The sequence below is a fragment of the Polaromonas sp. LjRoot131 genome, assembly GCF_964252805.1.
Classification (GTDB): domain Bacteria; phylum Pseudomonadota; class Gammaproteobacteria; order Burkholderiales; family Burkholderiaceae_C; genus Polaromonas.
Map to the genome: position 1 here is coordinate 1,241,678 of NZ_CAXUPF020000001.1, position 18,937 is coordinate 1,260,614.

Consider the following 18,937-nt stretch of genomic DNA (forward strand, 5'->3'; position numbering starts at 1 on the left):
TCTTTCCATGCCTAAAAGCCTGAGCAGCCTCTGGTTGAAAAGCCTGCGCCGCGTCACCAAGGCCCAACAGGCCCAGCAGGTGCGGGGCCTGCGCCTGTTTGAAAGCCTCTTGCCCAAAGCCGCGCCGGCCACCAAACGGCGCAGGCCCAAGCTCAAACTGGTCAAACCCGCCATGGTGGCCCGGCCCGCCAAAAAAGCGCGCCGCCCTGCGGCGCAGGCCCGCGCGGCCGCGGGCTTGCCCGGCACCTGGCGCAAGGCCTGGTTCAGCGTGCCGGCCGACGGCCCCTTCGGGCATGCCAGGCGCATGCTGTACTGGCTCTACCTTCCCGCCAGCGCGGCCAGGGCGCCCGACGCTCCCGCAACCCCGCGCCCGCTGGTCGTGATGCTGCACGGCTGCAAGCAGACGGCGGCCGACTTCGCGGCCGGCAGCCGCATGAACGCGCTGGCCGAACGCAAGGGCTTCGCGGTGCTGTACCCGCAGCAATCGGCGACGGCCGATGCGCACCGCTGCTGGCACTGGTACCGGCGCGACACCCAGCGCGGCGAGGGCGACGTCGAGCTGATCGCCGCGATGATCGCGCAGGTGCAGCGCAAGCACGGGCTGGACACTTCGCGCACCTACGTCGCGGGCCTGTCGGCCGGTGCCGCGCTGGCCGCCATCGTGGCCTTGCGCCATCCGGAGCTGATCGCGGCCGTGGGCATGCATTCGGCGCCGGTGTTCGGCACCACCCATTCGCCCTTCAGCGCCTACCGCGCCATGCAGCATGGCTCGGGCTCGTCTTACCGCGCCGCGGCGCGCGAATTTGCCGGTGTGGAGCCGCAGTTTCCCGGCATGCCGGCCATCCTGCTCCACGGCGACCACGACACCGTGGTCCGGCGCGTCAACGCCGACCAGCTGGCCGAACAGTTTGAAATCATCAACGGCCCGGCATTGGCGCAGGGCGCATCGGGCGAAGGGCCCGTGGTACGCCGCCATCCCGAGCGCCGCGGCGGCCGCAAGCCGCGCCACGCCTACCAGACCGCCACCTGGTATGCCGGCCGAAAGCCGCAACTGGTGAGGTGCGACGTCGATGCGCTGGGCCACGCCTGGAGCGGCGGCGACGCCAGCGTCGAGTTCAACGAGCCCGACGGGCCCGACGCTTCACTGCTGATGTGGACCTTCTTCAGCTACCACCGTCGCTTGCCGGCCTTGCCGCCGGCCTGAGCTTCCCGCGCCTTTATGGGCGAGGCAGCAAACCCGTGATGAAATCGTCGACTGCCTCGGTGTACGCGCCGGGCAGGCCCAGCGTGGTGTTGACCTGTGCATGCGTGAGGTCTTGCGGCAGCACGCTCGCGCGGCCGCCCTGGGCCGTGGCCTTGGCGGCAAAGTCGCGCGCCTGCGCGCAGGGGTCGTCGGCCCGCTGTGTCGAGCACACCAGCAGCATGGGTGCGGCGCCCGGCGCCAGCACGCCGCTGGGCGAGACGCTGCGCCAGTAAGCCGGGTCGGCGCCGAACACGCGGTCGTAAAAGCGCATGTGCCGCGCCTGCATGATGCGCTCCAGGTCCAGCGCGGCACTGTCGAGCGCGACTGTGCCCAGCCAGGCCTGGGCGCCGGCCTCGCGCGCCAGCGCCGGCGAGGCCGCCAGCAGTGCCGCCAGGTGCGCGCCGGCCGAATGCCCCATCAGGATGAACTTCGCCGGGTCGCCGCCCCAGGAGGCCGCCAGGCCCTGGGCCTTGGCCAGCGCCGCGGCCACATCGCGAGCCTGCAGCAGCGGGTCGGCCTGCGGCGAGAGGCGGTAGCCGACCGAGACAAAAACATAGCCCTTTTGCCGGACCCAGTACGCGACCTTGTTGTCGACCACATTGGACATGGCCTTGTTGCCCACCATCCAGGCGCCGCCGTGCACCATGACGATGACGGGCGCCTTCGCCGTGTCCGTCGCGGACGCCGGCAGGTACACGTCCATGCGCTGGCGCGTATCCGTGCCGTAGGCGATGTCGGCGATGCGGCGCACACCGTCAGGCACGGCCGGCGCGGCCGCGGCAAAAGTAGCCGAAAAAAGCAGCGTGGCGACAAGGCCGGCCTGTCGCGCCCGGGTGGCAAGAGGTGTCATCAAGATCTCCAGTCAAACAGCGCCCGGCGGGGCGCCATCGAGGTTAAACCATTCGTGTGGTGTTGTGCGTGGCGGCCCGCATCGAAGCCGCCGCATCAGCCGGCCGGCTTGCGCGCGCCTTTTTTCGACACCACAAAGGCCTCGATGTCGGCCAGGGAAATGGCGCCCGTATGGCCGGCGTCGATGGCGTCAAAGTTTTTGTACACCTTGGGCATTTTGGCCTGCGCTTCTTCGCGGGTCAGCTTGCCGTCCTTGTTGGTGTCGGCCGCCTCAAAGCGGTTTTGCAGTTCGGTGCGGGCTTTTTCCATGCGGCCGGCCTTGGGTGCCTGGGCATGGGCCGCGGCGCCCAGTGCCAGCAGGCCGATGATTGAAAGTATGCGCAGGGTGGAAGAAGACATCATGAAAGTACTCCGGTTAAACAGGGGGGTAAACGAAATGTGAAGGGGGCCCGCTTAGCGCGACGGGCAGCTCATGCTGGCGCCGCTGGCGTCATAGCAGGTCGTGCTGCGGGTGACGCCGGTGGCCTGGTTATAGGAGGCCGTGCTTTGAACGCTGTTGCCGGTGGCGGCGCTGGTGGCACTGGTATTGCGGCTGGCGTTGACGCTGCCGTCGGCGGTTTTGCTGCTGCCGCCGCTGCTTTCCACGCTGCCTTTGGCGCCGCTGGCGGCAAAGCTGCCGCTGCGTTGGGTGGAGCCGTCCGCGCTGCGGCTGGCCTGGCTGTTGCGCACGGCAGTGGCGCCGTTAGGGCCCGTGGTCGAGGCGCTGCCCACGGTGCTGGCATTGCCTTGCCCGTCGGTGGTGGTGCTGCGGTTGCGCACCCGTGTGCCGCCCTGTGGGCCCTGGCGGGTGACGGCCTTGGTAGCAGTGGCGCTGCCGGCGGCATGGGTCCGCACCACGCTGCGGCTGGCCGCTTCGGCGTCAGCGGCGGCGAAACCCGCGGTCAGCAGGGCGCATGTCAGGGCGGTGGTGGAAAGCGTGGTTTTCATGGCGGGTTCCTTGAAGGTTGACGTGCTTTGCGTGGGACTTCCGGCGCCGCTGGAATCTGTCTTGCATGTATCGCAGCGCCGTGACGCCACTGTGGCCGCCAGATGTGAGCCAATCATGGCTGGCGCCGGCCTCTTGATGACAAGGCATGAACAAAGCGCGGCTTTGTCATCGTTTGTCATGATTTGCCGGGCGGACGGCCCGGCGCGGGCCGCTACCATGGGGCATCTTTCTTGCAATGGGATGTTTCTGATGCTGGATTCCAACGCGCTTTTGCAGGCAGGCCCCCCGCCATGAGCGAGGCATTGGCCCGGGTCCTGGTGGTCGACGACGAGGCCGACCTGCGCAGCCTGCTGCAGCGCTACCTGAGCGACCAGGGTTATGCCGTGCGCACGCTGGAAGACGCCAAAACCCTGGACACCCTGCTGGCGCGCGAGCGTTTCGACGTGCTGGTGCTCGACGTCATGATGCCGGGCGAAGACGGCCTGGCGGTGTGCCGCCGGCTGCGCGCGCAGGGCGAAACCATTCCCATCGTCATGCTCACCGCCCGCGGCGACCCGGTGGACCGCATCGTCGGCCTGGAGATGGGCGCCGACGATTACCTGCCCAAGCCTTTCAACCCGCGCGAGCTGCTGGCCCGCATCCAGGCGCTGGTGCGCCGCCAGCGCATGCTGGGCGCGCACAGCGGCCCGCTGCCCGGCCAGGGCACGGTGCGCTTTGGCGCTTACACCCTGAAGCTGGAAGCGCGCCGGCTCGAAAAAAACGGCGAAGACCTGCCGCTCACCACCGGTGAATTCAGCCTGCTGCAGGCGCTGGCCCTGCACCCCAACCGGCCGCTGGGCCGCGACCGGCTGATCGAGCTGGCGTATGGCCGCGACCACGAAGCCACCGACCGCAGCATCGACGTGCAGGTCATGCGCCTGCGCAAGCTCATAGAGGCCGACCCATCGCAGCCCGCCCACATCCAGACCGTGTGGGGCGTCGGTTATGTGTTTGTGCCGGACGGCGGCACGGCAAAACACGGCAAGGCGGCCAAGCCATGACGCTGTTTCCGCGCAGCCTGTTCGGCCGCAACGTGCTGCTGATCGTGGTGCTCATCGTCGCTGGCCAACTGGCCAGCGCGCTGCTGGTGCGCCAGCTGATCATCAAACCCCGGCTGGCGCAGTTGTCGGTGGCGGTGGTGCGCAATGTCGGCGCCATCCGCGCTGGCCTGGCCGCGCTGCCGCCCGCGCAACGCGAGGCCTTTGTGGCGCAGTTCAACCGCCGCGCCATGCAGGGCGTGGCGGATGAAGACGACGCGGGTGACGGCCGCGGCCAAGGCTTGCGCCTGAGCCGGCTTGAGCGGCGCTTCGTCAACGAAGCCTCACGCGGCATCGCGCTGGAAGGCGAGGGCTCTGAAATCATCTGGCGCCGCGAAGCCGGTGGCAGCCTGGCGGTGCGCCTGCGCCTGGACGGCGCCGACCATTGGGTCACCTTGCCCGGCGTGCTGCCGTCGCGTGAATTCACCGGCGCCTGGGTCGTCGCCTCGCTCACCAGCGCGCTGCTGGCCTTGCTGGGTGCGCTGCTGATTCACCGTTACCTGAACCGGCCCCTGCGCCGCGTGATGGCGTCGGCGCACACGTTGGCCGGCGGCGCCAGCCCCCAGCCCTTGCCCGAAGACGGCCCCACGGAAATCGCTGACTTGAGCCGCAGCTTCAACCAGATGGTGCGCAGCCTGGCCCAGGCCGACGACGAGCGCACGCTGATGCTGGCCGGGGTGTCGCACGACCTGCGCACGCCGCTGACCAAGCTGCGCCTGGGCATCGAAATCCTGCGCGACAAGGCCGATGAGGAAACGATGGCCCGCATGACCCGCGGCGTCGAGGAGATGGACGCCATCATCGGCCAGTTCCTCGATTTCGCCCGCAGTACCGATGGTGAAGCCCCGTCGCCGGTGGCCATGGATGCGCTGGCGGCTGAAGTCGCCGCCGCCTCGGCCGCGCAGGGCATGCCGGTGGCGCTGCGGGCCGGCGGGCCGCCGGCCGTTTTGCTGCGCCCGCGCGCCATGCGGCGCGTGCTGGCCAACCTCGTTGAAAACGCCTGGCGCCACGGCCGGCCGCCCGTGGCCATGGCCACAGGCGTGCAAGATGGTTTTGTCTGGATAGAGGTCACCGACGCGGGCCCCGGCATTCCGCCCGAACAGGCCGAGGCGCTGAAGCAGCCTTTTCGCCGCGCCGAAGGCACGCGCGGCGGCCCGGCCGGCGCCGGCCTGGGACTGGCCATCGTGGACCGCCTGGTGCGCGCCCACGGCGGGACGCTGTCGCTGCTGCCGGCTGACGGCGGCGGGCTGTGCGCCCGTATCACCTTGCCGATAGCCTGAAGGGCTGGCGGGCCGGACGGCATGCCCGGCCCGGGATTCGCGTCAGAGGAAGTGGTAGCGCAGGCCGAAGTTGACCTGGTTCACCGCGCTGGAACCGGTGGCGGAGGTGCCGACGCGGTTGTAATGCACCAGCTCAGCCGTGGCATCCACATTCGATGAGATGGCATAGGCGACACCGGCGCCCAGCGCCAGCGAGGTGTTGGAGCCTGTCGTCGACACATTGGGGGTGCTGCCGGTGGCCGAGGCCGTGTCCAGCGAGGTGTGCCACTGCTCGACGCCGGCGCGCCCGTAGAGCGACCATTGGTTGTCCAGGGGCGCGATGCCCAGCACATGCAGGCCGAAGCCGTGCGCCTTCCAGGTGCCCGAAGCGCTGTCCGCCGCCGGCGATGCGATGGCGGACTGCAGGTCGGTCGAGCCTATGCGGTCATAGCTGGCCTCGACGGCCAGGTTGGGGTTAAGGCGGTAGCCCAGCCGCAGGCCGCCTGTGGTGCCCGGTGTGCCGGTCGAGGTGCTGCTGGCCAGGCCCTGGCTGCCCAGCGCGCCGTCGATGCTGCCGCCCAGGCCGGACGCGCGGCTGGCGGCGATATTGCCGCCGAGGTAAACATCCTGTGAGCCCGCCGCCAGCGGCGCCGCCTGTGCCGGTTGCGCCAATGCGGCGCCCAGCGACAGCGCGGCGGTGGACAGCCACAACAGTTTGGATGAATAGGTGAACTTCATGATTTCTCCGGAAAAAGCCGGCGCATGGCACCGGCAACTTCAGACCTGCCTGGGCGGGCAATAGGTGCATCCCGTTGTTCAACCCAGGCCGCGCAGGACCCTGCGCCTCGCCATTGAGCGATGGCCCGGTATAGCGGCGGTCTAGCGCCGGTAAACCAACGGTAAAAAAATTGTGACTTTACGCAGTGCACCGCATCGCTCCGCATTGGCGGGCCTGTTCCGTCAGCGACGGGTCAGGCCGGCCCGGGCCGGCGGCCCTTACGCGAAATGCACGAGGTTGAGAATCGGCAGCGGGCCGCCCGGGAACTGCGCCAGGCGCGCCCCCACGGCCAGTGCGCCCAGGTCTATGCCCGAGAAGCCGAGCCGGGCTATCAGCGCGGCCACGGTGGCCTTGGCGGCCGCGTCGTCGCCTGAATAAAACATCACGCGCTTGCCGCCCCGGTCGGCCGGGTCGGTGGCCAGCAGCGCGGCCGCCAGGTGGTTAAAGGCCTTCACCACGCGCGCACCGGGCACCAGGTCCGCGACTATTTCGCTCGAGAGGCGGCCGTTCAGTTCGGCGGGCTTGAACAATGGCGCCTCGATCGGGTTGTTGGTGTCGATGACGATGCGGCCGCCGAAATCGGGCAGGCCGGCCAGCGCGGTCGGCAGGCGGCCCCAGTTGACGGCGACAAACACGATGTCTTTGGCGGCCGCCTCTTCACGCGTGCCGGCCGTGATGCCGGGAAGGCCGTGCACCAGTTCCTTGAGCGAGCCGGGGCCGCGGCTGTTCGAGAGGGTGGCGGGGATGCCGTGGCGGGCCAGGATGGCGGCGATGGCCGAGCCGATGGCGCCGGAACCGATGATGCCGATGCTGGGGGTGTTGACGGTGTTGACGGTGTTGACGGTGTTGACGGGGGTAGACATGAATTCACTCCTTGGGTTGTTGATGGGGTGAATGATGGGATTTTGATTGCCTTTTGATAAGCCGGTAATGGCTTGAATTATCTTCAAGCATTACTTTAAGATGCGACGATGGAAACCCTGGCCAACCTCGAATCCTTTGTGCGCAGCGCCGAAAGCCGCAGCTTCTCGGAAGCGGCGCGGCGCCTGGCGCTGACGCCCGCGGCCGTCAGCCGCAATGTCGCGATGCTGGAGCGCAACCTCGGCGTGCGCCTGTTCCAGCGCTCCACGCGCAAGCTCACGCTGACCGAAGCCGGAGAGCGTTTCCTGGTCTCCATCGCCGGCAACCTCGACGCGCTGCAGTCCGCCATCGCGGCGCTTGCCGATGACAGCGGCGCGCCCGCCGGCACGCTCAAGGTCAGCATGTCGCCGACCTTTGGCGTCGAACACATACTGCCGCTGCTGCCGGCCTTCCTGGATCGCTACCCACTGGTGCGCCCCGACTGGTATTTCGAGAATCGCCCGGTCGACCTGATCGCCGAAGGCTATGACGCTGCCATAGGCGGCGGTTTCGAATTGGCGCCCGGCGTGGTGTCGCGCCCCCTGGCGCCGATTCATTTGATCGCCGTGGCTTCGCCCGCTTACATGGCCGGCCGCCCGTCGCCCACCGACCCCGCAGGCCTGGCCGGGCTCAGCGGCATCGTCATGCGTTCCAGCGCCACCGGCCGGCTTCGCCAGTGGGTGATGCGCGACACGGCCGGCGTCGAAATGCCGGCCGCCCAGGCCGAGTCGGTGCTGGTGAACGACCCCACGGCCATGCGCTCAGCGGCGCTGATGGGCTTGGGCGTGACCTTGCTGGCCCTGCCCGACGTGCTGCCGCAACTGGAACGCGGCGAACTCGTCAGGCTTCTGCCGCGCTGGTATGTGGATGCCGGCGCCATTTCGATTTATTACGCCACGCGCAGCCAGATGCCCGCCAAGACGCGTGTCTTCATCGACTTTGTGGCGGAGGCCTTCGAGCGTGAGCAACTGGCCCGGCGCTTTGCCGGCAGCCTTGCTTAGGTTTGCCTCCCGCCGCCAGCAGACACGGCGGACTTGCAACACAATCGCTGTCTTCACATCTCCCGCCAAGCGGAAGGCAGCTCTCCATGACCCAATCCCTCAAAGTCGCCGTGATGGGCGCAGGCGCCGTCGGTTGTTATTTCGGCGGCATGCTGGCGCGTGCCGGGCATGAGGTCGTGCTGATCGCGCGGCCCCAGCATGTGGAGGCGATTGAACGCGACGGCCTGCGCATGGAAACCCGCATGTTCGATGAACACGTGCGCCTGGCCGCCAGCAGCGACCCGGCCGCCGTCAAGGGCGCCGACCTGGTGCTGTTCTGCGTCAAGTCCACCGATACCGAATCGGCCGGCGCGCTGATACGGCCGCATCTCGCGGCCGACACCCTGGTGCTGTGTCTGCAAAACGGCGTGGACAACGCCGACCGCCTGCGCGCGGTGCTGCCTGGCACCGCGGTGGCCGCCGCCGTGGTCTATGTTGCGACCGAAATGGCCGGCCCCGGCCACCTCAAGCACCACGGCCGCGGCGACCTGGTCATCGAGCCTTCAGCCCGCAGCGACAACGCCGCGCAAGCCCTGGTCGCGGCCGGCGTGCCCACCGAGATCTCCGCCAATGTGCGCGGCGCGCTGTGGGCCAAACTCATCCTCAACTGCGCCTACAACGCCGTCTCGGCCATCGCCCAGCTGCCTTACGGCAAGACAGTGCAGGGCGTGGGCGTCGTGGACGTGATGCGCGACGTGGTCGCCGAGTGCCTGGCCGTGGCCAAGGCCGAAGGCGTGCAGGTGGCCGGCGACGTGCACACCGCCGTCGAAAAGCTGGCCGCCAGCATGCCGAATCAATATGCCTCCACCGCGCAAGACCTGGCGCGCGGCAAGCCCACGGAGATCGACTACCTCAACGGCCTGATCGTCAAACGCGGTGACGCGCTGGGGGTGGCCGTGCCGGCCAATCGAGTGTTGTGGTCTATGGTCAAGCTGCTCGAAGGCAAGGCCGCGGCAGCCTGACTCAGCGGGAGACCAGAGGGAGAAGGTGCAAGAGAAATGGCAAGGGCAGGGCGCAGGCGTCACAAACCGGCAGCGTCAATCGTCATAGAGGCAGGTGGTACTCAATTTCGAGCCGCTTAACCTTCCACCCTGGACCAGAAAGTGCACATATGAAAATCGTCGTCATCGGAGGCTCAGGCCTCATCGGATCCAAACTCGTCAACATCCTTCGCCAGCGCGGCCATGAGGCCGTGGCCGCATCCCCGGCGTCGGGCGTCAACACCCTTACCGGCCAAGGGCTGGCGGAAGTCCTGGCAGGCACCCAGGTGGTGGTCGACGTGGCCAACTCGCCCTCGTTTGAGGACAAGGCCGTGCTGGAATTTTTTGAAACTTCGGGCCGCAACCTGCTCGCGGCCGAAGCGGCCGCCGGTGTCACGCACCACATCGCTCTTTCAGTCGTCGGCACCGACAAGCTTGTGGAAAGCGGTTATTTCCGCGGCAAGATCGCGCAGGAAAAACTCATCCGGGCCGCCAGCATCCCGTACACCATCGTCCACTCCACCCAGTTCATGGAGTTCCTGGGCGGCATCGCGCAGTCGGGCACCGAGGGGCAGATCGTCCGCCTGTCGCCGGCCTTTGTGCAACCTATCGCGTCCGACGACGTGGCCGCCGCGATGGCCGACTTCACGCTGGGCGCGCCGGTCAACGGCACGGTCGAGATCGCCGGCCCGGAAAAGGTTCGCCTTTCGGACCTCGTCCAGCGCTTCCTGACCGCAAGCAATGACCCGCGCAAGGTCGTCGCCGACCCGCAGGCACGCTACTTCGGCGCCGAGCTCAAGGACGACACCCTGGTGCCTGTTGGCAAGGCACGCCTGGGCACGGTGCGGTTTGAGGACTGGTTCGCCAGGTCGCAAGCCGCGAAATAAGCGCGGCCACTCTTCCTCCTCTAGGGAAGGCTAAGCGCAGTCACTCCTTCCCCCTCTGGGGGAAGGCTGGGATGGGGGCTCCCCGGTTTCCCTGTTCCACGCCCGCCAGGCAATCGATGGCCGCGAGGCCCCCATCCCCACCTTCCCCCAACGGGGGAAGGGGCAAGACTCGGTCACAAACCGGCGCCCTGAATCGTCTTAAAGGCAGGTGCCTCAATTCCGAGCCGCATCAAACAACCCTGTGAAAGCCCCACCATGAAAAATATCTGCACCTCCCTGTTCCTCGCAAGCGCCGCCTTGCTCGCCCAGCCGGCCCTGGCCGCCGGCCCCGAAGGCGTGCGTGTCACGCCGGTGATGGCGCAAGACCTGCCGGACATGCCCGGCAAGGAAGGCCTGATGATCACCGTCGACTACGCCCCCGGCGCGGCCGACCCGGTGCATCGCCATCTTGCGCACGCCTTTGTCTATGTGCTCGAAGGCTCCATCGTGATGCAGGTCAAGGGCGGCAAGGAAGTCACGCTGACCGCCGGCCAGAGCTTTTATGAAGGCCCCAAGGACATCCACACCGTGGGCCGCAACGCCAGCAGCACCCAGCCCGCGAAATTCCTGGTGCTGCTGCTCAAGAAGAAAAAAGCCGAGGTGCTGGAACTGGTCAAGTAGCCACCGGTCCCGGCCGGGCCGCAGGCACCAAAATGTCGAGCCCGCCGCGGCCCGGTGCACGCATTTGGGGCAATGCGCGCCTGCCGCCGTCGCATGGCGGGGCAGAAAGGCCGGTTTCCACCCGCATTCCCCACGGCACAGTAGTTGCTTTGACCTATCCGTCCGGCTAATGACGGCTGGGCATGGCGTGGCCCGCGGGCCGCTGCCCGGCGGATTTAATGGATAACGGCGTCCACTTCCAGCCTCCCATTTTTTGGGGGCGCCTGGGGGTGGATTTTTTTTGGCCTTTTGAGGCCCACAACTACAGACAAGAGGATCGCATGGCGTATTTAGTGCCTTCGGAATTTGTGACCAAGATGGTGGACGCGGGGGAGTCCAAGATCTTCATGTCCACCCGCGACACCGTTATCCGGGCCTACATGGCCGGCGCCATCCTGGCCCTGGCGGCCTGGTTCGCGGTCACCATCAATGTGCAGACCGGCCAGCCCCTGCTGGGCGCCGTGCTGTTCCCGGTGGGTTTTGTCATGCTCTACCTGTTCGGCTTCGACCTGCTGACGGGCGTGTTCGTGCTGTGCCCGCTGGCCTTGATCGACAAGCGCCCGGGCGTGACGCTGAAGGGCGTGCTGCGCAACTGGGGCCTGGTCTTCACCGGCAACTTCCTGGGCGCCTTCACGGTGGCCGTGATGATGGCCATCTATGTCACCAACGGCTTTTCCACCGAGCCCAGCGCGGTGGGCAAGGCCATAGGCGTGGTGGGTGAGAACCGCACGCTGGGCTACCAGAAGTACGGTGCGAACGGCATGCTCACGCTGTTCGTGCGCGGCATGCTGTGCAACTGGATGGTGTCGGCCGGCGTGGTCGGTGCGATGATCTCCACCCAGGTCAGCGGCAAGGTGATCGCGATGTGGATGCCCATCATGCTGTTCTTCTACATGGTGTTCGAGCACTCCATCGTGAACATGTTCCTGTTCCCCTCCGGCCTGTTGCTGGGTGCGCATTTCACCATCATGGACTACCTGATCTGGAACGAAATCCCGACGGTGCTGGGCAACCTTGTGGGCGGCCTGGCCTTCACGGGCTTGACCTTGTACGCCACGCACATTAAAACCGGACCCACACGTTCCATCAAATAATCCGCTTCAAGTACAAAGCCCTCGTGCATGCACGAATGCGTGAGGGCTTTGCCGGTACCCCCTTATGTCCCCTGAACTGAAGATATCGGCAGGCCAGTATTCGGACAAGGGCCGCAAGGAGACCAACCAGGATTTCCACGGCATCTACGTGCCGGTGGAGCCGCAGCTGAGCGCCAAGGGCATTGCCATTGCGCTGGCTGACGGCATCGGCAGCAGCGCCGTCAGCGACGTGGCCAGCCAGTACGCCGTCAGCGGTTTCCTGGAAGACTATTTCTGCACCTCGGAAGCCTGGTCGGTCAAGACCTCGGCCGAGCGCATCCTGAGCGCCACCAACTCCTGGCTGCATGCGCAGACGCAGAGAAGCCAATATCGCTACGACAGCGACAAAGGCTATGTGTGCACCCTGAGCGCTATGGTCATCAAGTCGACCACCGCGCATATTTTTCATGTCGGTGATTCACGCATTTACCGCCTGCGCGGCAAGGCGCTGGAGCAGTTGACGAACGACCACCGCGTGTGGATTGCCCAGGGCCAGAGCTACCTGGGCCGCGCGCTGGGCTTCAAGCCCCAGCTGGAGATCGACTACCAGACCCAGCCGGTGGAGCAGGGCGACATCTTCTTGCTGGCCACCGACGGCGTGTACGAACACGTCAGCGAGCACGACATGGCCGCCATCATCCGCGGCGGCGCCGATGCGCCCGAAGGCCTGGAAGCCGCCGCGAAAGCCATTGTCGACAAAGCCTTTCAGCGCGGTAGCGAGGACAACCTCACGGTCCAGCTCGTGCGCGTCGATGCGCTGCCCCGGCGCGAAGCCGGCGAGATGGTGCAGCAGCTCTCAGGCCTGCCGCTCCCCCCCATCCTCGAGGCCAGGACGGTGTTTGACGGCTACACCATCGTCCGCGAAGTGCAGGGCAGCAGCCGCAGCCACATCTACCTGGCCACCGACAACGACACCGGCGCGCTGGTCATCCTCAAGACGCCGTCCATAGACCTGGGCGGCGTCCCGGCCTACCTGGAGCGCTTCTTGACGGAAGAGTGGATCGCCCGGCGCATCAACAGCGCCCATGTGCTCAAGCCTTATATGCCGACGCGCAAGCGCCACTATGTGTATGTGGCCACCGAATACATCGACGGGCAGACGCTGCGCCAGTGGATGATCGACAACCCCCGGCCCAGCCTGGAGGTGGTGCGCGGCCTGGTCGAGCAGATCGCCAAGGGCCTGCGCGCCTTCCACCGGCACGAGATGCTGCACCAGGACCTGCGGCCCGAGAACATCATGATCGACGCCACCGGCACCGCGAAGATCATCGACTTCGGCGCCACCCGCGTGGCCGGCCTGGTGGAGGCCGACACACCTGGTGGGCACAACGACATCCTGGGCACGGCCCAGTATTCGGCGCCCGAGTATTTCCTGGGCGAGGGCGGCACCCCGCGCTCAGACCTTTTTTCGCTCGGCGTCATCACCTACCAGATGCTGACCGGCAAGCTGCCCTATGGCGCCGAGGTGGCGAAATGCCGCACGCGTTCCGCGCAGGACAAGCTGCGTTATGACTCGGTGCTCTACGAAGACCGCGAGATTCCGGCCTGGATCGACGAGGTGCTGCGCAAGGCCGTGCATCCCAATCCGGCCAAGCGCTACGGCGAGCTGTCGGAGTTTGTCCACGACCTGCGCCACCCCGGGCGGGCCTTCCTGCACAAGACACGCCAGCCGCTGCTGGAGCGAAACCCCGTGGCCTTCTGGCGCGGTGTGTCCCTGATCCTGGCGGTGGTCGTGGTGGTGCTGGTGGCGCTGAAGTCCACCAGCGGGTAAGACTCGGCTTACTGCTTAGCGGATGCCGCCATAGTCCGCCAGCAGCCCGGGCAGCGCCCGGTCCGCGATCTGCAGCTGTTCCGGGCTGAACTGGGCCAGCAAGACCTGCGCGGTCGCGTCCAGCGTGGCCAGCATGTTGGAGCGCCGTTGCGCGTCGGCCAGCAGGTACTGGAAGGCGTCTTTCGCGGTTTGTTCGTCCACGATGCGCATGCCGGCCGGGCCGCTGGTCGCCATGTCCAGGAAACGCCCCCGGAAATTCTCCCAGGCCGGGCCTTGTTCTTTTGTGATCTGTAACGCCACCCGCAGGTCAAACAGCCGGCGGCTGACCTGCTCCCAGCGCGACTGGATGCGCGGCGCCTGCGGGCCCTCCGCCTGGGCTTCGCCGGGGCGATGGGCGCGTGCGCCGCCGGTGTTGTACTGGGCATGGCTGGTGCAAGCCAGGCCCGCCAGCAGCAGGGCCGCGGCGCCTGTTCGCCAGTGTGCCGATGAAATATGCATGTCCTCTTCCTGTGGTTGACGCGCGGCCTTGCGCGCCCCGCCTATTTTCAAGACGCTGGCGCGTCCGGCAGGTAGTGCTTCGGTAAAGGCAGAGTAAACCACAGCCGCAGCGGCCGGTTCCGGCTCGCGGGCCGGCGCATTCAGAGGATGGAGAGAGGGTGGGGCGAAGGCGCGAAAGCCTTGCCCCGTTCAGCGGCCGCTCAGCTGTCGGCCCGTATGCCCCGCAGCATGATGATGCCGCCCAGGTTGCGCGTGTCCGCGCGCATGCGCGTGCGCAGGCCCTCGGCCGTGGAGGGCGCCGGCTGCCAGCCCACCGTGATCAGCCGCTGGCGCGTGTCGCCGGTCTTGAGCACGTCGATCACCGCCGCGCCCAGCTTGTCGCGGATCGCGGCCGGCAGCGAGGCCGGGCCCGCCAGCGCGGTGAAGAGTTCCATGTCCGCGCCCATGATGCCGACTTCGCGCATGGTGGGCAGCTCGGGCACCAGCATGCTGCGCTGCTCCGAGGTCACGCCTATGACTTTCATCTTGCCGGCCTTCACCTGCTGCATCGCCAGGCCCGGCGGCAGCAGCGCCGCCTGCAACTGGCCGCCCAGCATGGCGGTGATGATCTGCGGGTTGCCGGGGTAGGGCACGTGCATCACGCCCAGGCCGCCACTGCGGCTCTTGATCAGCTCCATGCCCAGGTGGCCCGGCGTGCCCGCGCCCGGCGAGCCGTAGTTGGCCTTGTCGCCCTGGTTGCGCAGCCAGGTCAGCCACTCCTGCGGCGTGGCGCCCTGCGCGAAGTTGCTCACCACCATCACCATGGGCGTCGTGCCGATCAGCGCGATCGGCGCCAAATCAACGGCCGGGTCGTAAGGCGCCATCGGGTTCAGCAGCTTGGCAATCGTCAGCTGGCTGTTGTTCATCACGCCGAAGGTGTGCAGGTCGGTCGCCTTGGCCACCTGGTCGGCGGCGATGATGCCCGAGGCGCCGGGCTTGTTCTCCACAATCACCGGCTGGCCCAGCGTCTTGGACAGCTGCTCGCTGATGGAGCGCGCCGACAAGTCCTGCACCGAGCCCGGCGGGAAACCGATCAGCAGGCGTATCGGCTTGGTCGGCCACTCGATCGCCACAGGCGCCGCCGCGGCGGCAGGCCGCGCGGCCGCCGGCTTGGCGACCGCGAGCTTGCCGCTGGCCGCGTTGCCTTGAGAGGATGGGGGATTGGCCTGGCCAAAGGCCGCCGGCGATGCCGCCGCCAGCAAAGCCGCCTGCACCACCAGTGCGCGCCGTGAGAGAAGTCGTGTCATGAGAAGCCCTCTGTTGGAGTGAAGAAAAAACCGCCATGGGACTCAGGACAAGTGGGGCGGCATGCCGATCCCCGGCATGCCGCCTGGCCATGCCCGCAGCCAGTGCTGCGGGCAGTTCACCGCTCCCCCTCTTGTTGTCCCGCCCCTTGTTTGTCCAAATCATTGTGTTGAGCGGCCCGTGCAACGGTCAACCTGTCAGGGTTGACAGGGTTGGGGGGACACAAAGGGCGGGGACGGGGAGGAGCGGGGCGCCGCAAGACGCTACGCATACAGACGAAATGCAGGCGCTGGCGGCGCAGGATGCTGGTGTCAGGAATGACAGTGATGAATTGGGCGGCGGCCGCGCTGTTGTGTGTTTGTCACGCGGGTCAGGGTATTGGGCGGCATTGGTTTTTTGCGCCTTCAACCATTGGTATGCGCCGTGCCCAAGCGCAGAGAACTAAGGGCTTAGCGCCGGCTATCGCCCGACGATTGCCTTCCAGTGCCTGGGCTCCACCGGCGTGATCGACAGCCGGTTGCCCTTGCGCAGGATGATCAGGTCTTCCAACTCAGGCCGAGCGCGCAGCTCGGGCAAGGTGATGTTGGGAATCTTTTTCGTCACCTGTACATCCACCAGCAGCCAGCGCGGCTCCTCGCGCTTGGACTTGGGGTCGTAGTAGGGCGACTTGGCGTCGAACTGCGTAGGGTCAGGGTAGGCCGTGGACGCCACACGCGCGATGCCGACAATGCCCGGCTCGGCACAGCTCGAGTGGTAGAACAGCACGCCATCCCCGACCTTCATCCCGTCACGCATGAAGTTGCGCGCCTGGTAGTTGCGCACACCGACCCAGGGGACTGTCGAATTTTTCGCCGCGAGCGCGTCGTCGACGGAGCACTCTTCGGGTTCGGATTTCATGAGCCAGTAGCTTGTCATGGGGTGGCCTTGATGCCTGATATGGGGACGGAGCAAAGCTTAGCGGATCAACCGGGCAAAGAAAAGCCGATCCGGCAGCGATAGCCGCTTGACACTGCAGAAGCTCTTGACTAAAGTAATTAACAAATAAGTTAATAAGTAAACAGATGGCTGCCTCCCTCGACAAAATCTTTGAAGCGCTCGCCTCGGGCCCCAGGCGCCAGATCCTGGCCTACCTCACCGAGAAAGAGCTCAGCACCACCGAGCTGGCCGAGCGCTTTGCCATGAGCACGCCGGCTGTTTCGCGCCATCTGTCGGTGCTCGAAAACGCCGGCCTCGTGACCAGCGAGCGCAGCGGCCAGTTTGTGCTCTACAAGCTCAACGGCGACAGCCTCGTCAACAGCCTCACGGGCTATGCCTTTGAACTTTGCCCGGTCGCGCGGCCCCTGAAGCGGGAGCGTGTCGCGGCCAAAACACAAAAAGCCAGGTAACAAAAAGGAGAGAGGGACTCATGCTGAATCTCACACAGGTGATTGAAACGTTTCCGTCGGTTCGCATTCCATCCGAATCGGGCGGCCTGGCCGTCGAGGTGTCCTTGATTGCGCAGATCGGCCACGGTGCCGGCAACCATCTGTTTGCCAGTGTGGCCTCCCGGCAGCGCCAGCACAGTGCATTTGTCGATGAACTCGATGAGCCTTCGGCCAAGCTGGGCGGGACCAATTTCGCCAAAGGTGACGCCACCTCGCTGTATTCATTTGTCGTGGGGCCCAAGGGCCATCCGTTTCACCGCCATGCGGGGCACCGCATCTTCACGGCGGTGTCGGGCAGCGGCGGGGCCCAGTTGCGCTTCTCGAGTGCGTCGGAACAGCAAATCCAGGAAGACCCGCACAACTTCATGCGCGCGCTGCGCTTTGTGAACATACCGCCGGACTGCCTGTTCACCGTGCGTTTTGGCGGTGAAACCTGGCACCAGTTTTCTCCGCTTTCGCGAAACTCTTTGCACCCGGTGTTTTTTGCCTTGTCTTGCCATACCAATGAGTTGGGAGGCAATTTGTCGGAGGCTTTGAAGGAAGATGTGCTGGCCAACAAGGCGAGCATCCCCTCATTGACGGAGTTGCTGCCCGATGCGGTGAAAGCGCTGCTTGAGGCGAAAGACTTCAAGGCCGATGCCGTGCCGACCACTACGCTGTCGCTCGACGCGCCGCCCGGAACCTTCCATCGCGTGGTCTGCAACACCGTGCGCAGCGGCGCGGGTGTGTTGCGCGGTTTGTGGGGATCGTGGAAAGGTGCCTCGGGCTTTCTGTCGCATGGTGGCTCCGCCCGAAGCGTGACGGAGCTCAGCAGCCCGCCGGCCGATTCCCTGCTGCTTCAGCAACTGGCGGAACTGCGTGTCCACCATGAAGACACCTTCCGCCTGCGTGTGACCGGTACCAACTTCGGGCACACCAGCGCCACGAATTTGCTGGCCGCGGTTCTGGAAGGCTTTTTGCTCAATGCGCCCAGCGGTGTGTCCAACCTCATGGCGCTGCGCAACGTGCTGGTCAAGCCCCTGGGCCTGCGCACCTCGCCCCTGGGCTGCCCGGTGTCCTCGCTGTTGTCGCCGGACACCAGCAACATGTTCGCCAACCGTTATCCGGTGCTCGATCAAAACACCAATGCCACCGACACCAAGGCGCAGGTCATCCTGGGCGCCAATGACAAACATTTGTTGTTCAGGTCCTGCGTGAGTGTGGAAATCGTCGACAAGCACCATGTCGACGTCATGCTGGGTACCCGGGTGCACTGCAAGAATTTCTTTGGCCGCTTTTACATGGCAGCGATCGACTATGTGCACCGCCACTACGTCACGCCGACGATGCTGCGGCTGGCGGTGGAATATGCGGTGGTGCAGGAGAAAGAGTCGGCCGTACCCGCCAAGCTGGTGACGGCCTGACATCAGGGCGCTGGTGACCCTGTTGTGCCGCTAGCGCTCAGTCATCCACGCGGCCATGGTGTCCAGCAGTTCCTCGCGCACCTGCTCATCGGTGCGGCCTGAACGCACGAGCACATGGAAGGCGTGGTCGGCGCCGTCCACGATGTGCAGGCTTGCCTTTTTGCCGAGGCTTGCCGTGGTCTGCGTGACCAGGTCCAGGTCGGCGAGGGCATCGCGCGTGCCTTGCAGAAAGAGCATGGGCAGCTTGACGCCCGCCAGGTGCGCGGCGCGTTCGGTGGACGGTTTGCCGGCCGGGTGTAGCGGAAAACCCACGAGCACAAGGCCCTTCACTGCGGGCAAGGGCTCAGCCGCCTGCGCCTGCGTGCTCATGCGCCCGCCGTAGGACTTGCCGCCGGCAAACAGCGGTACCCCGGCAGGCATATGCTGCGCGGCTTCGGCGACCGCCGCCCGAATGGCGGCATGCGCAACGGCGGGAGAGTCCGGGCGTTTCGAGCCTTGTTCCATGAACGGGAAATTGAAACGCAAGCTGGCGATGCCGCGTTCCGCAAGCCCCTGGGCGATGGACGCCATGAAAGCGTGGTCCATGTCCGCGCCGGCGCCGTGGGCAAACACGTAGCAGGCCTTAACGCCGGCCGGCGTCTGCAGCAGGCCGGAAATGCTTCCGCCGGAGGGAAGCGGAATGGTCAGTGGAATGGGGCGTGTCGACATCAAGGGAAAGCGTGCCG

The 18,937-nt window shown here is 66.3% G+C and carries 20 protein-coding genes; 11 read left to right on the top strand and 9 right to left on the bottom strand.

Annotation, left to right across the window (positions count from 1 at the left end; translation table 11 throughout):
• Positions 1-7 precede the first annotated feature (7 nt).
• Entirely contained in the window at positions 8-1,204 is a 1,197-nt protein-coding gene (locus ACSQ27_RS05735) for an extracellular catalytic domain type 1 short-chain-length polyhydroxyalkanoate depolymerase (RefSeq protein WP_436154496.1), read from the top strand.
• A 13-nt stretch (positions 1,205-1,217) separates the two neighbouring features.
• Here the strand turns inward: ACSQ27_RS05735 and ACSQ27_RS05740 are convergent, their stop codons facing one another.
• The 3 genes from ACSQ27_RS05740 to ACSQ27_RS05750 form a co-directional block, all read right to left on the bottom strand.
• Positions 1,218-2,093, bottom strand: a complete 876-nt coding sequence (locus ACSQ27_RS05740; protein WP_436154497.1) for an alpha/beta hydrolase — start codon at positions 2,091-2,093, stop codon at positions 1,218-1,220.
• A 95-nt stretch (positions 2,094-2,188) separates the two neighbouring features.
• The gene (locus ACSQ27_RS05745; protein ID WP_436154498.1) at positions 2,189-2,494 is read right to left on the bottom strand and encodes a hypothetical protein; all 306 of its coding nucleotides are present in this window, start codon (positions 2,492-2,494) and stop codon (positions 2,189-2,191) included.
• Positions 2,495-2,545: 51 nt separating this feature from the next.
• Complete coding sequence (locus tag ACSQ27_RS05750) at positions 2,546-3,079, bottom strand: hypothetical protein (RefSeq protein WP_436154499.1); 534 nt, start codon at positions 3,077-3,079, stop codon at positions 2,546-2,548.
• Between the two features lie 291 nt (positions 3,080-3,370).
• On the opposite strand from ACSQ27_RS05750, the gene ompR reads away from it, so the two are divergent.
• Both ompR and ACSQ27_RS05760 read left to right on the top strand, forming a co-directional pair.
• Positions 3,371-4,120: an osmolarity response regulator transcription factor OmpR gene (ompR, locus tag ACSQ27_RS05755; protein ID WP_436154500.1), complete on the top strand. Its 750-nt coding sequence runs from the start codon at positions 3,371-3,373 to the stop codon at positions 4,118-4,120.
• Positions 4,117-5,436: an ATP-binding protein gene (locus tag ACSQ27_RS05760; protein ID WP_436154501.1), complete on the top strand. Its 1,320-nt coding sequence runs from the start codon at positions 4,117-4,119 to the stop codon at positions 5,434-5,436. Before ompR ends, ACSQ27_RS05760 begins: the two co-directional genes overlap by 4 nt.
• A gap of 42 nt (positions 5,437-5,478) precedes the next feature.
• Here ACSQ27_RS05760 and ACSQ27_RS05765 read toward each other — a convergent pair whose 3' ends face one another.
• The gene (locus ACSQ27_RS05765; RefSeq protein WP_436154502.1) at positions 5,479-6,153 is read right to left on the bottom strand and encodes a porin family protein; all 675 of its coding nucleotides are present in this window, start codon (positions 6,151-6,153) and stop codon (positions 5,479-5,481) included.
• Positions 6,154-6,411: 258 nt separating this feature from the next.
• The gene (locus tag ACSQ27_RS05770; RefSeq protein WP_436154503.1) at positions 6,412-7,056 is read right to left on the bottom strand and encodes an NADPH-dependent F420 reductase; all 645 of its coding nucleotides are present in this window, start codon (positions 7,054-7,056) and stop codon (positions 6,412-6,414) included.
• Between the two features lie 108 nt (positions 7,057-7,164).
• Here ACSQ27_RS05770 and ACSQ27_RS05775 point away from each other — a divergent pair, with 108 nt between their 5' ends.
• The 6 genes from ACSQ27_RS05775 (at position 7,165) to ACSQ27_RS05800 (ending at position 13,603) form a co-directional block, all read left to right on the top strand.
• Positions 7,165-8,094, top strand: coding sequence for a LysR substrate-binding domain-containing protein (locus tag ACSQ27_RS05775; RefSeq protein WP_436154504.1), 930 nt, complete (start codon positions 7,165-7,167; stop codon positions 8,092-8,094).
• Between the two features lie 86 nt (positions 8,095-8,180).
• Positions 8,181-9,095, top strand: coding sequence for a ketopantoate reductase family protein (locus tag ACSQ27_RS05780; protein WP_436154505.1), 915 nt, complete (start codon positions 8,181-8,183; stop codon positions 9,093-9,095).
• A 149-nt stretch (positions 9,096-9,244) separates the two neighbouring features.
• Positions 9,245-10,000 (top strand): SDR family oxidoreductase, encoded by a 756-nt coding sequence (locus tag ACSQ27_RS05785; RefSeq protein WP_436154506.1) that lies wholly within the window; start codon positions 9,245-9,247, stop codon positions 9,998-10,000.
• A 255-nt stretch (positions 10,001-10,255) separates the two neighbouring features.
• Positions 10,256-10,660: a cupin domain-containing protein gene (locus tag ACSQ27_RS05790; protein WP_436154507.1), complete on the top strand. Its 405-nt coding sequence runs from the start codon at positions 10,256-10,258 to the stop codon at positions 10,658-10,660.
• Positions 10,661-10,980: 320 nt separating this feature from the next.
• Positions 10,981-11,793, top strand: coding sequence for a formate/nitrite transporter family protein (locus tag ACSQ27_RS05795; RefSeq protein WP_436154508.1), 813 nt, complete (start codon positions 10,981-10,983; stop codon positions 11,791-11,793).
• A gap of 64 nt (positions 11,794-11,857) precedes the next feature.
• Positions 11,858-13,603 carry a protein kinase domain-containing protein gene (locus ACSQ27_RS05800; RefSeq protein ID WP_436154509.1) on the top strand — a complete coding sequence of 582 codons (1,746 nt, stop codon included), beginning with the start codon at positions 11,858-11,860 and terminating at the stop codon, positions 13,601-13,603.
• Between the two features lie 15 nt (positions 13,604-13,618).
• On the opposite strand, the gene ACSQ27_RS05805 is transcribed toward ACSQ27_RS05800, so the two are convergent.
• The 3 genes from ACSQ27_RS05805 to ACSQ27_RS05815 all read right to left on the bottom strand — a co-directional run bounded on the left by ACSQ27_RS05805 (position 13,619) and on the right by ACSQ27_RS05815 (position 16,300).
• Positions 13,619-14,101 carry a hypothetical protein gene (locus ACSQ27_RS05805; RefSeq protein WP_436154510.1) on the bottom strand — a complete coding sequence of 161 codons (483 nt, stop codon included), beginning with the start codon at positions 14,099-14,101 and terminating at the stop codon, positions 13,619-13,621.
• A 200-nt stretch (positions 14,102-14,301) separates the two neighbouring features.
• Positions 14,302-15,387, bottom strand: coding sequence for a Bug family tripartite tricarboxylate transporter substrate binding protein (locus tag ACSQ27_RS05810; protein WP_436154511.1), 1,086 nt, complete (start codon positions 15,385-15,387; stop codon positions 14,302-14,304).
• 457 nt (positions 15,388-15,844) lie between these two features.
• Positions 15,845-16,300: an EVE domain-containing protein gene (locus ACSQ27_RS05815; protein WP_436154512.1), complete on the bottom strand. Its 456-nt coding sequence runs from the start codon at positions 16,298-16,300 to the stop codon at positions 15,845-15,847.
• Positions 16,301-16,446: 146 nt separating this feature from the next.
• On the opposite strand from ACSQ27_RS05815, the gene ACSQ27_RS05820 reads away from it, so the two are divergent.
• Together ACSQ27_RS05820 and ACSQ27_RS05825 are read left to right on the top strand one after the other, a co-directional pair.
• Positions 16,447-16,770, top strand: coding sequence for a metalloregulator ArsR/SmtB family transcription factor (locus ACSQ27_RS05820; protein WP_436154513.1), 324 nt, complete (start codon positions 16,447-16,449; stop codon positions 16,768-16,770).
• A 20-nt stretch (positions 16,771-16,790) separates the two neighbouring features.
• Positions 16,791-18,212: a DUF2867 domain-containing protein gene (locus ACSQ27_RS05825; protein ID WP_436154514.1), complete on the top strand. Its 1,422-nt coding sequence runs from the start codon at positions 16,791-16,793 to the stop codon at positions 18,210-18,212.
• A gap of 30 nt (positions 18,213-18,242) precedes the next feature.
• Here ACSQ27_RS05825 and ACSQ27_RS05830 read toward each other — a convergent pair whose 3' ends face one another.
• Positions 18,243-18,920 carry an alpha/beta family hydrolase gene (locus tag ACSQ27_RS05830; protein WP_436154515.1) on the bottom strand — a complete coding sequence of 226 codons (678 nt, stop codon included), beginning with the start codon at positions 18,918-18,920 and terminating at the stop codon, positions 18,243-18,245.
• Positions 18,921-18,937: the final 17 nt, after the last annotated feature.